This is a genomic window from Rothia sp. 88186D007BW (genome assembly GCF_053544215.1).
Genome location: NZ_JBPPTR010000006.1, coordinates 50,321 through 65,932, shown reverse-complemented (window position 1 = coordinate 65,932; position 15,612 = coordinate 50,321). Strand labels below are relative to the sequence as shown.

8 protein-coding genes and 1 tRNA gene are annotated in these 15,612 nt (G+C 57.3%); 4 read left to right on the top strand and 5 right to left on the bottom strand.

The features are described from left to right. Positions 1-6: 6 nt before the first annotated feature. The 5 genes from hrpA to ACEE09_RS04660 form a co-directional block, all read right to left on the bottom strand. Positions 7-4,434, bottom strand: a complete 4,428-nt coding sequence (gene hrpA / locus ACEE09_RS04680; RefSeq protein WP_449082526.1) for an ATP-dependent RNA helicase HrpA — start codon at positions 4,432-4,434, stop codon at positions 7-9. A gap of 140 nt (positions 4,435-4,574) precedes the next feature. After that, positions 4,575-6,419, bottom strand: a complete 1,845-nt coding sequence (locus tag ACEE09_RS04675) for a choice-of-anchor M domain-containing protein (protein WP_449082524.1) — start codon at positions 6,417-6,419, stop codon at positions 4,575-4,577. Between the two features lie 246 nt (positions 6,420-6,665). Then, positions 6,666-7,391, bottom strand: coding sequence for an acetolactate decarboxylase (gene budA, locus ACEE09_RS04670; protein ID WP_449082522.1), 726 nt, complete (start codon positions 7,389-7,391; stop codon positions 6,666-6,668). Between the two features lie 183 nt (positions 7,392-7,574). After that, the gene (gene alsS, locus ACEE09_RS04665) at positions 7,575-9,245 is read right to left on the bottom strand and encodes an acetolactate synthase AlsS (RefSeq protein ID WP_449082520.1); all 1,671 of its coding nucleotides are present in this window, start codon (positions 9,243-9,245) and stop codon (positions 7,575-7,577) included. Positions 9,246-9,873: 628 nt separating this feature from the next. Continuing rightward, positions 9,874-9,946: transfer RNA gene (locus ACEE09_RS04660), tRNA-Arg, on the bottom strand. A gap of 121 nt (positions 9,947-10,067) precedes the next feature. Between ACEE09_RS04660 and ACEE09_RS04655 the strand changes: the two genes are divergently transcribed. From ACEE09_RS04655 to ACEE09_RS04640, 4 genes are all read left to right on the top strand, one after another. Then, on the top strand, positions 10,068-10,982 hold the full coding sequence (locus tag ACEE09_RS04655) for an alpha/beta hydrolase fold domain-containing protein (RefSeq protein WP_449082518.1): 915 nt from the start codon (positions 10,068-10,070) through the stop codon (positions 10,980-10,982). A gap of 10 nt (positions 10,983-10,992) precedes the next feature. Next, the gene (argS, locus tag ACEE09_RS04650; protein WP_449082516.1) at positions 10,993-12,654 is read left to right on the top strand and encodes an arginine--tRNA ligase; all 1,662 of its coding nucleotides are present in this window, start codon (positions 10,993-10,995) and stop codon (positions 12,652-12,654) included. Beyond that, entirely contained in the window at positions 12,655-14,139 is a 1,485-nt protein-coding gene (locus ACEE09_RS04645; RefSeq protein ID WP_449082514.1) for a diaminopimelate decarboxylase family protein, read from the top strand. It abuts the gene before it with no gap. A gap of 133 nt (positions 14,140-14,272) precedes the next feature. Next, positions 14,273-15,610 (top strand): homoserine dehydrogenase, encoded by a 1,338-nt coding sequence (locus tag ACEE09_RS04640; protein ID WP_449082512.1) that lies wholly within the window; start codon positions 14,273-14,275, stop codon positions 15,608-15,610. Positions 15,611-15,612: the final 2 nt, after the last annotated feature.

The window sequence follows — 15,612 nt, the reverse complement described above, 5'->3', positions numbered from 1 at the left end:
TGGGGCCTAGGAGTTCTTGATAGCCTCCAGAGCCTCGCGCAGGGCCTTAGCCACCCGCTTCTCACTGACCGTGTAAGCGGTGCCAAGTTCCTGGGCGAAGAAGCTCACCCGAAGCTCTTCAATCATCCAGCTCACCTGCTCCAGCTCAGAAGTCGGGGCAGTGCCCCCAGGTAGGGACTGTACGGCCTTATCGTAGGCGTCCTCAAGCTCCTGCACCGTCAGCATGAGCTGGTTATCCCTGTTGACGTTGGGCCCAAGCTTCTCAATACGCTTGGAAATCGCCTTGAGATACCGCGGCAGATGGTGCAACTGGGTGGCACCAGTGGCAGTCACAAAGCCCGGGTAGACCAGGTTCTCTAGTTGGCTCTTCATATCACTCATGGCGTGAATGACCGTAAGGGAGGTGGACTTCTTAATGAGCTTTTGAACCTTAGCGGTCTCTGAGAGAATATCGGAAACGAGCTTGGTCATCACAAAGACCGTATCAATCAGCTCAGCCCTCACACTGTTGAACAGGGCCGTGTACTCTGCCTTGGTGAAGGGCGGGGTAGCGGGCACCAACTGGTCAATAGCAGCTACGGTGCAGTCACTAATCAAAGCATCAATAGAACCGTGCGGGTTCTGGGTAAAAATCAGCTTTTCACGGTTATTCAGGTGCTCTGAAACGTAGCGTTCAGGCGAAGGGGTGTTGAGCTTGAGCAGGCGGATAACACCCCCGCGCTGGGCCTGGGCGGCTTCAGCTTCAGTGGGGAAGATGCGCACAGCAACGGATGCCCCCTCATCGACCAGGGCCGGGTAACCGGCTACAGTCTGGGTGGCAATAAGACGCTCAACCTTACGGGGTAGATCCTGTTCTGGCCAGTCGGTCAGGCCAGAGACCTCCCGTACAGCCTTCTTACCTGCCCCCTCCGGGGCGGACGCCTGCACCCCGTCGGTAGCAGAACCCCGGCTGCCAGCGCCGCCACGAACCTGCCCACGGCCAGAGCCACTACGGGCGTCCGGAGCCTTCTTGCCACCAGCTGCCAGAGCCGCCATCTTGCCCATAGTCTCAGGGGTAGCACCCAAGGAAGCTGCCAGGGCAGAACGAATCTCAGCATGCAAAAGGCCCTGTAACTCCACTAGATCCTTACCTTCACCCAGAATCTTGTTCTGATGGTTACGCACCTGGAAGGTAAAACGCAGGTGCTCAGGCACAGCCTCCCAATTGAACTCAGCCGGGTCAACCACATGGCCGCGCAGACGACGCAGCACCAGGGCCAAAGACTCCGTGAGCGAATCCGTAGCAGGGGAATAGTCGGCCGTGAGCTTCTCAACAGCCTGACGGGCAACATCCGGCGCTGGCACAAAGTTCTTCCTGATCTGCTTAGGCAAGGACTTAATCAGGGCCGTCACCAGTTCTTCGCGCAGACCCGGAATCAGCCACTGGAAAGGAGCCGGTTCAAGCTGACCCAAAAAAAGCACCGGAACCTGCACCGCAATACCGTCCGTCTGAGCCTGAGAAGAACGCACCCCGCCAATCTGCACGGTCGGGGCGTACTCGTAGCGCAGGTCCAGGGCAAGTTCCCCGCCAGAGGTGCGGGCTATCCAGGTGCGGGGGAAGAGGGATTCGTCGTAATCGGCGGCCTCTTCGTCGATCAGGTTCTCGGGGGTGAAATCGAGCAGGTGCTCGTTGACCCGGCGCTCATCCTTCCACCAGCGGTCAAAATGACGCTCAGAAACAACATGCTCCGGAATACGGGCATTATAGAAATCAAAGAGCGCCGCATCATCCACCCGCAAATCGCGGCGGCGCAGACGGGCCTCAAGCTCCTCAACCTCAGCCAGGGCCTTCTGATTGCGGGCAAAGAAGCGGTGACGGGTCTGCCAGTCACCCTCTACCAGGGCAGACTGAATAAAAATCTGGCGGGCAGCAACCGGGTCAACCCGCCAGTACTGGATACGGCGGTCAGCGATGACGGGTAGACCGAAGAGGGTTACCTTCTCGTGGGCAAGCACAGAGCCCTGGCGGGACGACCAGTGCGGATCAGAATAAGAACGCTTCAGCAAGGGGCCGGCTAGCTCCTCAACCCACTCGGGCTCAATCTGGGCATTCACCCGCGCCCACAGGCGAGAAGTCTCCACCAGCTCAGCAGAGACCAGCCAGACCGGATTCTTCTTAAAGAGAGCAGAACCGGGGAAAATCGCAAAACGGGTTCCGCGGGCGCCCCGGTACTCGCGGCGATTCTGCTCATCTTGCATACCAATATGCGACAGCAAACCAGAGAGCAGCGACTTATGCACCTCAACCTCACTGGCCGCCGGGTCAATCTCACGCCCACCCTCAACCGTGATACCGGCTGACCGGCCAATCTCCCGCAACTGGGCAAAAAGATCCTGCCACTCACGAATACGCAAAAAGTTCAGATACTGCCGGTGGCACAACTTGCGGAACTGACTAGAAGAGAGCTCGGCCTGCTTCTCATTAATGAACTGCCACAGCAAAAGAAAGGACGTAAAATCTGAGGTCTCATCCTTATAGCGGGCATGCAAAGAATCAGCCTCACCCCGGTGCTCGGCAGGGCGCTCGCGAGGGTCCTGAATAGTCAGAGCCGCAGCCAGCACCATAATTTCCTTAGCCACACCCCGCTTAGAGCCCTCTACAATCATGCGCGCCAAACGAGGATCAACAGGTAGAGCAGCCATAGCCTGCCCGGCGGCAGTGAGCGGTGAGGACGGACGCGGCCCCCCTCTACCTCGTGCCCCGCGCCTATCGCGGGGCAGGGCGTCCGCCCCATCACGGCCGGGGGTAGCAAGTGCCCCCAGCTCACGCAACAGATTAACACCATCGTTAATAGCACGCGTTTCTGGAGGCTGAACAAAAGGGAACTTCTCAATATCAGCAGGGGACTTAACCACCCCAATAGCGGTCATCTGCAAGATTACCGCCGCCAGATTAGTGCGCAGAATTTCGGGGTCGGTGAACTCTGGGCGCGCTAAAAAATCCTCTTCTGAATAGAGACGGATAGCGATACCGTCAGAGACACGACCACAGCGGCCCGAACGCTGGTTAGCCGATGCCTGAGAGATACGCTCAATAGGCAGGCGCTGCACCTTAGTGCGGGCCGAATAGCGGGAGATACGGGCGGTGCCGGTATCAATCACGTACTTAATACCGGGCACAGTCAGCGAGGTCTCTGCAACGTTGGTGGCCAACACGATGCGCGGACGCCCACCGGGCTTGAACACCTTATGCTGCTCAGCCATAGAGAGCCGAGCATAAAGAGGGAGCACCTCGTAATCGGCCAGGCGGCGGGTAGAGCGCACCATCTCTTCAATGGCGTCAGCGGCGTCTCGAATTTCGCGCTCGCCAGAGAAGAAAATGAGGATGTCGCCGGGGGCCTCTTCAGATAGCTCACGCACAGCATCGAGTACACCCTCGATGGGGTCACGGTCTTCATCTTCTAGGCCGTCACCGGCGTCTGCCTCATCTTCCCCGCCATCGCCGGTGCGTGGCTCACTCAGGGGTCTGTAGCGGATCTCAACCGGGTAGGTGCGCCCAGATACTTCGATAATGGGCGGGGCATCATCGGGCAGGGCGGCTTCGGCAATTTCTTTTTCTTCGGCGCTCAGACTCTCATCGACGATGCCGACCCCGGGCATGAAACTGGGGGAGAAATGGCGGGCGAAACGCTCCGGGTCGATGGTCGCTGAGGTAATGACGATTTTTAGGTCGGGGCGCTGGCTCATGATGCGCTTGAGGTAGCCCAGAATAAAGTCAATGTTGAGGGAACGCTCGTGGGCCTCGTCAATGATGATGGCTGAGTACTGGCGCAGCAGCCGGTCGTTTTGAATTTCGGCTAGGAGAATACCGTCAGTCATGAGCTTGATAGCGGAGCCTTCGCCCACCTCTGAGGTGAAGCGCACCTGGTAACCCACCGTTTCACCGATGTTCTGGCCTAGTTCTTCGGCAATACGTTCAGCCACGGAGCGGGCAGCTAGACGGCGGGGCTGGGTGTGCCCAATCATGCCCTTTTCTGCCAGGCCCAGTTCCAGGAGCATCTTGGGGAGCTGAGTGGTCTTACCTGAGCCGGTTTCACCGGCGACAATGACGACCTGGTTATCCCGAATGGCTGCCATAATATCGTCCCGGCGGGCAGATACAGGCAGGGCCTGGGGGTAAGTAATTTTTTCAGGAATCAGCGGGGTGTAGGGGCGGCGCTGGTTCGGTTTCTTCCCACCCTGCCTGCCCCGGGACCCCGAGCTGCGGCCGCGACGCTGGGAGCGGGTGGGCGCGTCCGCCCCCTCACGATTACTGGATACCTTCCGCCTGCCGCCTCGCTTTTCGGCAGGCTGGGGTTCGGTAGGCTGGGCGGTGCGGACGCCGGCCCCGTGCATGGCGGCGGCAATAGAAGAAAGTGGTTGGGCAGGTGTGCGAGAAGAATCTGAACTAGACATACTGCCCTCTATTTTAGGGCAGGGCGGGTGTGAAAAGAACTGTGCCCTCTACCCCTTTTGGTGGTGGGGTAGAGGGCACAGTCTGTGGGGACCCTTAGATATGTATGTTTCTATACTTTTGTTTCTGTACTGTGTGCTGCTTATGCGGTGCGGCGTACCAGCACAGTGACGATACCTCCTAGGCTAAGGAGGGCACCGAGAACCAGGAGAATTGTCAGGTTGCTACCGGTGTGAGCAAGAGCAGAGGCGGCGGGGCTGGCTGCTGCCTTGCCCTGAGCCTGTTCATTCTTCTGGCCCTGCTGGATGTTCTGACCCTGCTGGTTGTCCTGGGCTGCTGACTCAGCTGCCGAGGGTGCACTTGCAACAGTAGTTGCATCGGTGGCAACCGGTTCAGCAGCTGAGGGGCTTGCCTCTGCTGAAGGAGAAGCTAGGGGAGCCTTAGCTTCTTCCTGCTCGGGCTGGGGCTCCTGGGATTCCGGGGCGGAGGCAGTCTCACCTACGGTAAAGGTGTAGGTGCTGATGTTTGAGGTTACCGGTGAGTCACCATCATGAGGGGTGCCGCTTGCCTGGATTTTCAGGGTGTAGGTTCCAGCTTCAGTGAAGAGCCAGTTGGTGTGGGCGTGGCCGGGGTTGGCCTGGTGGAGAACCGAACCTTCTGCTACGCGGTAGTCACCGTTGGTGAAGGGGGAGGTCATACCCTGGAAGGGGGATACCTTGAACATGAAGATGCTACCGGGGCCGGTTACTTCCAGTACCTTCAGGTCGATGGCTTCAAAGTCGGGTGCTACTGCTGAGGTGTCCCAGCCCATGAAGGGTAGGGTTTCTTGTTCAGTACCGTTTTCGCTAATCAGGTAGCCAGTAGGTGCTAGTTTCTGGGCGCGTGAAGCAGGCAGGCTGGTCAGGGCTGAGGGGCCAATAACCATGGTGACGCTTTCGGGGGCGCGGAGTACGTGGTGCCCGCTGGTGCCATCGTTGAGAGCTAGCTGCAGGGTGCCATCTTCAGCAGATACGTTGAAGAGGTCAACGTGGCCTGCGCTGATGGTGGTGGGGTCAGTAAGGGGCTGGCCGTGCCCGTGGTCGTGTTCATGACCGTGGTCGTGGCCGTCCTCGTGCTCGTGCTCGTGACCAGGAGTGCTCTCGTGCTCGTGGTCGTGCTCGTGACCGGGATTGCTCTCGTGCTCGTGGTCATGCTCGTGACCGGGATTGCTCTCGTGCTCGTGCTCGTGCTCGTGACCGGGAATGCTCTCGTGATCGTGGTCATGCTCGTGACCGTGGTCGTGCTCTTCTGCGGGAGTGCCCAGGGTAATGACGGGCAGGTCGGCGCGGGTGTCGTCCTCATGTTTCTCCACCTGGAATACTTCGGTGAAGGGAGCAGACTCCACTTCGCGGCCATCTGCTGTGACTGCTACTGCATGGCCGGTGAGGGTGTAGGTGCCTGAATGTTCAAAGAACCAGTGGGCGTGAGTGTGGCCCAGAATGGGCAGGGAGGTGCCTGCCTCAAGGTAGTACTTGCCGTCGCTGAGGAAGGGGACGGTAGCGAACTCATCTTCTTCGTCCATGGGGTCGTTACCCAGCACTGCAAAGGGGGCAGGGCCGGTAACTTCGGTGAAGTCGATACGCACGGAGCTAAAGCCATTGTCCCGGTAGCCAGGGGCGCTCCAGCCGGGTTCGAAGTAGTGGGAGGCCTCCCAGCTGGCGGTGTAATAACCTTCTGAGCTGCTGCGGTCTAGGCTACTGAATTCGTAGTTGGTGCCGTAGGTTGAGCTGTTAATGGCAAAGTAGACCGAATTGGGGTCATAGAGGGTGTTGCCCAGGCCGTTGGCGACTTTGACAACGGGGGTTCCGGTGTCAGTCGATACGTAGAAGCCGTCGGTGTGGCCGCTGGAGATCTCAAAGCGTGAGTCTTCTGCGTGAGCGAAGGGGAGGTAGAGGGCTGCTAGCAGGATTGCTAGTAGTGCTGTTACCCCTCTGCGGATGGTTTGCATGGGGAAGGGGGCCTTTCATCAAGTGGATGGGGAAGGTTGATGCGTGGGTCTACGAAGAGACGCCCCTCCTATTGTAAATGAGAATCGTTCTCAAAAACAGTGATGTGTGACCACCCAGTCACTGCTCGCCCGCACACAGACACAGAAAAAGGACGCCTACACCCACCTACCAGCCAGAAGGCAGGAAAGGGGGTACAAGCGTCCTAAAAAGAAAAGCTCAGAGCTTCTCTAGATTAGTTAATAACCTTAGTGAGAAGAGTGCTCAGCCTTATTGAGCTGTTCCATGAGGTCATCAGGAACCAGATCAGCTTCCATGAATTCCTGAGTCAAAGGTAGGCGCAGCTGCATATCGGTACCGATGCACATCTCAACAAGAACATTCTTAATGTCATAATCAACAACGTGCCCGCCCTGAGTGTGTTCATCATCTAGGAAGTGAACGTGGCAGCCAGGGACTGCAACTGTTGACTGGAACTTGGGGCTACGGAAGCCAGCCAAAGTGCCCTTGACATTTTCAAAGCGTAGGATTTCTTCACCATCGGTTGCTTCAACCAAGGGCGGGTAGGGGCGGGTCTGTCGAGCAACGGTGCGAGTAGTGACCCAGTTGAACTCGCCGGTAATACGCACGGCGTATACATAGTTGGGGCTAGGCTCTAGCTCGCCAACAATGCGATCAACATCCTTGCGAGATAGGTTGCCAGTCAGCTCTTTACGAATCGAGGGCACAAAGTTGGTAACCACAGCATAAGGGGTCTTCTCAGAAAGATCCGGTTCTGAGATGGTCCCGTCAGAACGCATCTGGTAGCAGTGCCCATCGATGACAATCATTTCACCATCGAGCGCGTTGAAGGTGCCGATACCGAAAGAACCGTGCCCCAGTAGCTCCTGCAGGGTGAGGTCATCATCGTAGACACCGGCAATCAGCGAAGAAATAAGGCTGTGCTGAAAAATGGTATGACGCTTGATAGTCATTAGGGGAAACCTTTCAAAAGTGGGTTGTGGTAGGTGTGACCTACCTGGTTTATCTAATGTGCAGAGCTCTCGCTGAACTCTGCACATTAGATAAACGATTCAATCTAGGGCGTGAGGGCTAGCTTTCGCAGTCGAAACAGTTGAATGAGCTGGCCCTGCACACCCTGATGGGGTGACTAAACCTTAGTTGAGGACGTCGCTACGTAGCTGGTGGGCCAGGTAGGTGGCGTTGTTGGTGTAGTCAACGGGTACGTTGATGACTGAGGGGCCTTCTTCAGCCAGTGCAGCCTTGATGGTGTCAGCCAGGTCATCGGGGTTGGTGACGGTGTGGCCGTGAGCGCCGAAGGATTCAGCGTAAGCGGCAACATCGTATTCACCCAGCTGTACACCGCTGGTGCGGCCGTACTTCATGTGCTCCTGGAAGGCGACCATGTCGTAGGTGTTGTCGTTGAAGACAATGTGAACCAGGTTGCTCTTCAGGCGGACAGCGGTCTCTAGCTCCATGGCGGAGAAGAGGAAGCCACCGTCACCGGAGACAGAGACAACAGGCTTTGAGGGGTCTACGATGCTTGCAGCGATACCCCAGGGAAGGCCGACGCCCAGGGTCTGCTGACCGTTGGAGAAGAGCAGGGTGCGGGGCTTGTAGGTGCGGAAGTAACGTGCCATGTAGATCTGGTGTGAACCAATGTCACAGGTGACGACGGTGTCGTCGCTCAGGCATGAACGCAGGGTCTGAACAACGAAGAGGGGGTCAATGCGGTCGCTGTCGGTACCAACGGGCAGTTCAACCTTGCTGAGCTGGTCGCGCAGGTCATCGGCCTTGGCGCGTGCCTCTTCAGGCATCTTGTAGCCTTCAAGCAGGGGAACCAGGGCGCGGACGGTTGCGGGGATGTCACCGCGCAGTTCCAGCTCAGGCTGGAAAGCGTCGTCCATGTCGTCGCTGATCTCGTCAATGGAGATGATGCGGCGCTGGTCATCGGTGTTCCACAGGCGTGCATCGTATTCAATCTGGTTGTAACCAATGGTGACAACCAGGTCAGCCTGGTGCAGAGCAATATCGCCAGGCTGGTTGCGGAAGAGACCAACACGGCCCAGGAAGTGGTCTTCCAGGTTGCGACCGATCATACCGGCAGCCTGGAAGGTTTCTACAACGCGCAGGTCAGTTGCTGCCAGCAGTTCCTGCAGGGCGTCGGTGCCTTCGCTGCATGATGCGCGCATACCAACGAGCAGTACGGGGAAGCGGGCAGCCTTAATAGCAGCAGCAGCTTCTTCAATGGAGGCCTGAGGTGCCTGGCCCAGCTGGGGGTCGGTCAGCTTGGTGGTGATGGAACGAGTGGTCTCTTCGGTCAGCACATCGCTGGGGAAAACAACGGCAGTTGCACCGCGGGGCATCATTTCAGCGCGGCGGAAAGCGTTAACCATGGTGGAGGCAACGTTGTCAGCAGCGTTAACTTCACCGGCGAACTTGGTGACGGTGGAAAGGAAGGACGCTGCATCCAGGGACTGGTGGGTGAGCTTCAGGCGGTCTGCACGCTGCACAGCACCACAGATGGCGACCATGGGGTCACCCTCAGCAGTTGCGGTCAGCAGACCGGTGGCCAGGTTGGTGACGCCGGGGCCGGAAGTTACGATGGCAACACCGGGGGTGCCGGTCAGACGGCCAACAGCAGCAGCCATGAAAGCTGCGTTCTGCTCGTGGCGGCAGACAACCATGTCCATATCGCTATCTACAAGCGCGTCAAAAACGGGGTCAATCTTAGCGCCGGGAACACCGAAGATGGTCTTGACACCCTGGGCTTCGAGAACTTCTACAACGCGCTCGGCGCTACGACGAGAATCTGACTGAGTTGACAAGGTAAACATATCCTTCTGTTAGGGGAAAGGGCTCTGGAAACGAAAAGACTATACGAGACGATGAGTCATTTTCTTTACCAGAAATAACTGGACATGCAACGAAATGCTTTGAAGCTATGGCAGTCCGTGGTGGATAGTGCTCTTGCCGTGATGCCACTGTGAGTATGTAACCGAAAAAGGTTTACTCGCAATGACCCAGCTTGCTGCACTATCGGCCTCTCTGTCATGGGCGGTGCAGTTCTGCAATGTTCATGTTTCTAACTCTATTCGGTCAATCCTCAAGCGCATACACCATCCCCTGTGATTACACTAACCAAGGCATGTGACGCGGGACGGAAGAGGGTAGGGGCAGAGTCACAAAACCCTAGAAAAAGCACTGCACAAGAAGGACAAAGACAAAAAGAAGAGGAGACAAAGGCTTCCCTTGCCTTCCGCATTTATTCTGTTTTAGCCGCAACTAGTTGCGGGACTTTCAGAATAAATGCGGCGAGGACGGCGATGCGGGTGTGGCTTAGAATTTCTTTACTACGGACGTCCGCGGCCTCCACTAAGGCATTTCCTGACGCCGGGCACACAAAAAAGAAGGTAGGCCAGCGCTTTACGCATGCTGGCCTACCTTCTTTGTGTGTGCCCTCGAAAGGATTCGAACCTTCGACACCCAGCTCCGGAAACTGGTGCTCTATCCACTGAGCTACGAGGGCAACTCTGAAACGCTCACTTCACGGAGCGAAACTCAGACCTGATTACTCTACCAGAAACTCAGCCCCAGACCACAAACCCGTTACAGTAGAACAAACACCAGCGCACCGAAGGGCTGAATCAATGACCACACTCACCGGCAACTATGCGGGAAGCAGTCACCCCTCCCACACCTTTGACTTCTACCCGCCCAACGCCCCTACCGGTGAGAACCACCCCGCACCCCTTCTCATCTACGTCCACGGCGGAGCCTGGCGCTACGGCGACAAATCCTCCTTCCTGCTGGCCAATAACGGCCTACACCGTGTGCGCGAGCGATTCTCCCGCGCAGGTTTCGCCACAGCTTCCATCAACTACCGGCTCAGCCACGAAGCTCTCTTTCCTGCCCAAATCAACGACCTCAAAACAGCGATCCGCTACTTCAAAACCAAGGCCCAAGAATTTGGTATCGACCCGCAGCGCATCGTCCTTGCTGGCGGGTCAGCAGGCGGGCACCTGGTTCAACTCGCTGCGGCAACCGGTCATTTGAACGAGCCCTACCTTGAAGGGCTGACTGCCACCACGCTCGCTACCCGCGCTATGGCAGGGCAAGCAGACTCCTCCGTTTGCTGCGCTGTTTCTATCTACGGAGTGAGCGACCTGCGAACTATTTTTGAAGATCGCCTCACCTGGGGGTTCCCCTATGACCACCCCGAAGACGACGGGGCAGAATGGCGGTTGCTCGGCTCCACCTACCCGCCAGAGGCTGGTACCCCCGCAGAAATCAACTGGGCCAAGGCTCACCCCGTCGACTATGCCCGTGCCGCCCAGCGCACCGGGGAAAGAACCCACGCCCCGGTCTACTACCTTCACGGCACCGGTGATACCTGTGTGCCACCTAGCCAATCAATTGAGGTTCACCGCAGACTTTCAGCAGCCGGTGTAGCCACCGAACTGGCCCTCATCGGGGGAGCGGAGCACTCTGACCCAGCTATCTACGCCAGCGAGAGCACCTGGGAACACATCATCCGCTGGGTAGGTCTACAGCTGACCCTGTAGACTTGACCCTATGACTCCCGAAGAACTCTCAAGTGCAATTGACGGCGCGCTGACTGAAGCGTTTGAAGCCGGTGAACTGACCCTCAACGACGGCGAAACCGCCCCCGCTGTGCGCGTAGAGCGCCCCAAGAATCGCGACCACGGCGACTGGGCCACCAACATCGCCCTGCAGATTTCTAAAAAGGTGGGCAAGAACCCCCGCGAGGTAGCCCAAATCCTAGCTACCCGAATCAGCGACATTGCCGGTGTGGCAAGCATTGATATTGCAGGCCCCGGCTTCCTTAACATCACTCTAGATGCCGCAGCGGCAGGCGAACTTGCTAAGACCATCGTGGAGCAGGGTGCAGCTTTCGGTACCAGCCAGACCCTGGCTGGTCAGACCATCAATCTTGAGTTCGTCTCAGCTAACCCCACCGGCCCTATTCACCTGGGTGGCACCCGCTGGGCAGCTGTCGGTGACTCTCTGGCCCGTATCTTTATCTCCCAGGGCGCTCAGGTTGTGCGCGAGTACTACTTCAATGACCACGGCAACCAGATTGACCGTTTTGCCCGCTCCTTGCTGGCCCGTGCCAAGGGTGAAGAAGCCCCTGAGGATGGCTACGGTGGCGAGTACATCACCGATATTGCCAACCGTGTGCTAGAGGTTCGCCCTGATGCCCTGGAATCCGAAGACCCCCAGGAAGTCTTCCGCGCCACCGGTGTTGAGTTCATGTTCGAAGACATCAAGGCCTCCTTGCATGACTTCAAGGTAGATTTTGATGTCTACTTCCATGAGAATTCTCTCTTTGAAAACGGCAAGGTAGATGAACTTCTTGAGAAGCTCAAGGAGTCTGAGAACCTCTACTTTAAGGACGGCGCCTGGTGGCTTAAATCCACCGATTTTGGTGATGATAAGGACCGCGTTGTTATCAAGTCTGATGGCAATGCAGCCTACATCGCTGGGGACATCGCCTACTTCCAGGACAAGACCAAGCGTGCTGAGAACCCCGCTGACCTAGCTATCTACATGCTGGGTGCTGACCACCACGGCTATGTTGCCCGCCTCAAGGCTGCTGCTGCTGCCCTGGGTGATGACCCTGAGATGGTTGAGGTCATGATCGGCCAGATGGTCAACCTGGTTAAGGACGGCAAGCCTGTGCGTATGTCAAAGCGTGCCGGTACCGTCGTCACCCTTGAGGACCTGGTCGAGATTGTGGGTGTGGACGCAGCCCGCTACTCCCTGACCCGCTACTCGGTAGACTCCAACATCGATATTGACCTGGATCTGCTCACCAAGCAGTCCAACGAGAACCCGGTTTTCTACGTGCAGTACGCCCACGCCCGCACCTGCGCTATTGCCCGCAATGCTGAGGCTGCTGGCGTCACCACTGACTCTGTTGATACCTCCTTGCTGAACTCTGAGGCAGACTCAGCCCTACTAGCTTCCCTGGGCCAGTTCGTGGGAGCTGTCAAGGAGGCCGCTGACTTCCGTGAACCTCACCGCGTGGCCCGCTACCTCGAAACCCTAGCCGGTGCCTACCACCGCTGGTACGGTGTCTCCCATGTTGCCCCCAAGGGTGATGAGGAGGTTACCGATTTGCACCGCACCCGCCTGCTGTTGAACCAGGCAACCCGTCAGGTGTTGGCCAATGGCCTGGGCCTGCTGGGTGTTACCGCACCGGAGAAGATGTAAATGGGAGCAGAAGCCGCACTCTTTAAGCCTGACTGGCTGACCTACCCCTCCGCCCCGGCTGACCTTGACCCCACCATCTGGGCCCCTTCTTTCACCCGGGCACAATCTGGGGAACTAGAGGTCGATGGTATTCCCGTCAGCCGTTTGGTGGCTGATTTTGGTACTCCTGAGTACGTCTTTTCTGAGACGACTTTCCGCGCTCGTGCTGCTGAGTTCCGCTCAGCTTTTGAGACTGCTTTTGAGAAGCATGGGGCGCAGGTTTCGGTTTACTATGCAGGTAAGTCCTTTTTGGCGACTGCTGTAGCCAAGTGGGCTGAGGAAGAGGGCCTGTGCCTGGATACCGCTAGTGGCGGTGAGCTGGCGATTGCTATGCGCGCTGGTGTGCCCGGGGCCAAAATTGCCCTGCATGGAAATAACAAGTCGGCAGAGGAGATCGCCCGGGCTCTTTCTTACGGGGTAGGACGCCTGGTGGCTGACTCCGTGCCTGAGGTGCAGCTTATCGGGCAGGTAGCAGCTAAGCTGGGCGTGACTGCCCCGGTGATGCTACGTGTGACCCCCGGTGTGCACGCCTCTACCCACGACTATATTGCTACGGCCCATGAGGATCAGAAGTTTGGTCAGTCTCTGGCACCGGGGACCGCACCGCTAGCTGGCCTGCCTTTAGATGAGTTGGCTGAGCTGGGGATTACCGCTGATGATGCTTACGCTACTGTGGCAGCAGCCCTGGCTCTGGCTAGTGAGCACATTGATTTACGCGGTTTGCACTGCCATATTGGTTCTCAGATTTTTGAGGCTGATGGGTTTGGTAAGGCTGCGGAGAAGGTGCTGACCTACATGCAGCAGCTTAACGAGCGTTTTGGCGTGGTACTGCCCGAGATTGATTTGGGTGGCGGTTACGGTATTGGCTATACCGAGCAGGATGCCCCGCGTAGCTCAGCTGATATCGCAACTGAACTCGCTGATATGGTCTCTAAGACCTGCGCTAATGTTGGTATGGCTATTCCTCATCTTTCCTTTGAGCCGGGCCGTTCTATTTCTGGGCCCTCAGGTATCACCCTCTACACGGTGGGTACCATTAAGGATGTCGCTATTGAAGATGAACATGGTGATACCCGTGTACGCCGTTATGTCTCGGTAGATGGGGGTATGAGCGATAACCCCCGCCCGGTGCTCTATGAGTCAGACTATGCGGTCACCTTAGCTAACCGTGCCCCGGAAGGGGAGCAGGTACTTTCTCGTGTGGTGGGTAAGCACTGCGAATCTGGTGATATTGTGATTCGCTACTGCTACCTGCCTGCTGACCTAACAGCGGGGGATATTCTTGCTGTTCCGGCTACCGGTGCCTATAACCATGTGATGGCTTCCAACTATAATTACCTGACCCGCCCGCCGGTGATTGCTACGGCTCAGGGGCAGGTTGCGCGCGCTATTATTCGCCGCGAAACTGAAGAAGATATGCTGGCCCGCGACCTGGGTCTGGTGTAGGTTTCTTCGCGAGGACGCCGCCGCTCACTTTTCTTGCCGTCGGGCAGGGAGCGTGGTGGGTGGCGTCCTGTAATCAATCACTCCGTGAGAAAATAGAGTTCATACTCCGGGGTGTGCCGTTTTACCGGTTAGTATGGTGAGCGGAACGCTGAACAACATTCCTCATCTACGTCAGGAGACGCTCTTGGGCAAGACCACCATCAAAGTAGCACTATTGGGTGCCGGCAATGTCGGCTCACAGGTAGCTCGTATGCTCACCGAGGATGCCCAGTCCCTGCAGGATCGTATTGGCGCGCCGGTTGAGCTGATTGGTATTGCTGTTCGCAATACCTCAGCCAAGCGTCATTATGAGGCTGCACCCGAGCTGTACACCACCGATGCTCAGGCGCTGATTGAGCGCGCCGATGTGGTGATTGAGCTTACCGGTGGTATTGAGCCTGCCCGTACCCGTATCTTAGATGCCTTGAGCGCAGGTAAGTCGGTGGTGTCAGGTAATAAGGCTTTGTTGGCTAAGCATGGTGCTGAGTTGGCTGCTGCTGCTGCTAAGAGCGGTGCCCAGCTCTCTTATGAGGCCGCTGTGGCTGGTGCTATCCCTATTCTGCGCCCCTTGCGCGATTCCTTGGCTGGTGACCAGATTACCCGTGTGCTGGGTATTATGAACGGCACTACCAACTACATTCTGGATCAGATGGATACCACCGGTGCCCAGTTCGCTGATGCCCTGGCTGAGGCCCAGCGCCTGGGCTATGCTGAGGCTGACCCTACCGCTGATATTGAGGGCCATGATGCTGCCTCTAAGGCCGCTATTGTTGCTTCTTTGGCTTTCCATTCTGATTTCACTATTGATGATGTTCACTGTGAAGGTATTACTTCTGTCACCGCTGATGATGTAGCGGCAGCGGCTGCTGATGGTTACGTTATCAAGCTCTTGGCGGTCTGTGAGAAGGACGGGGCGGGTGTCAATATTCGTGTTAATCCCACTTTGGTTCCTCGTCAGCACCCGCTGGCTTCTGTGCACGGGGCTTTCAACGCTGTCTTTGTGCAGGCAGAAAATGCTGGTGAGCTCATGTTCTATGGCCCTGGTGCTGGTGGTGCCCCTACCGCTTCTGCTGTGCTCGGTGACTTTGTTTCTCTTGCCCGCCGCCTGGTGCTGGGTGGGCCCGGTGTGCCTGAGTCTTCTTTTGCCAAGCTGGCCGCTACCCCCATGAATGATGTGATTTCCCGGTATTCTGTGGGTCTTCTCGTGGAGGATAAGCTGGGTGTTCTGGCAAATATTGCCCGTATCTTTGCTGACCACGGTGTTTCTATCGACACCATGCGCCAGACTAAGGGCGCAGGCGATGGCACCAGCGCTTCGATCCGTATCGTCACCCACCGCACCACTGACGCTAACCTGCGTAAGACCATGGCCGTGGTGGGTGCCCTTGATACCCTCCGTGAGATCACCTCCGTTATCAGCGTAGAAGGCTAACA

Bases quoted from the DNA above. Each gene is read 5' to 3' on its own strand.
- hrpA (WP_449082526.1), bottom strand. From the start codon at position 4,434: ATGTCTAGTTCAGATTCTTCTCGCACACCTGCCCAACCACTTTCTTCT.
- ACEE09_RS04675 (WP_449082524.1), bottom strand. From the start codon at position 6,419: ATGCAAACCATCCGCAGAGGGGTAACAGCACTACTAGCAATCCTGCTA.
- budA (WP_449082522.1), bottom strand. From the start codon at position 7,391: ATGACTATCAAGCGTCATACCATTTTTCAGCACAGCCTTATTTCTTCG.
- ACEE09_RS04655 (WP_449082518.1), top strand. From the start codon at position 10,068: ATGACCACACTCACCGGCAACTATGCGGGAAGCAGTCACCCCTCCCAC.
- argS (WP_449082516.1), top strand. From the start codon at position 10,993: ATGACTCCCGAAGAACTCTCAAGTGCAATTGACGGCGCGCTGACTGAA.
- ACEE09_RS04645 (WP_449082514.1), top strand. From the start codon at position 12,655: ATGGGAGCAGAAGCCGCACTCTTTAAGCCTGACTGGCTGACCTACCCC.
- ACEE09_RS04640 (WP_449082512.1), top strand. From the start codon at position 14,273: ATGGTGAGCGGAACGCTGAACAACATTCCTCATCTACGTCAGGAGACG.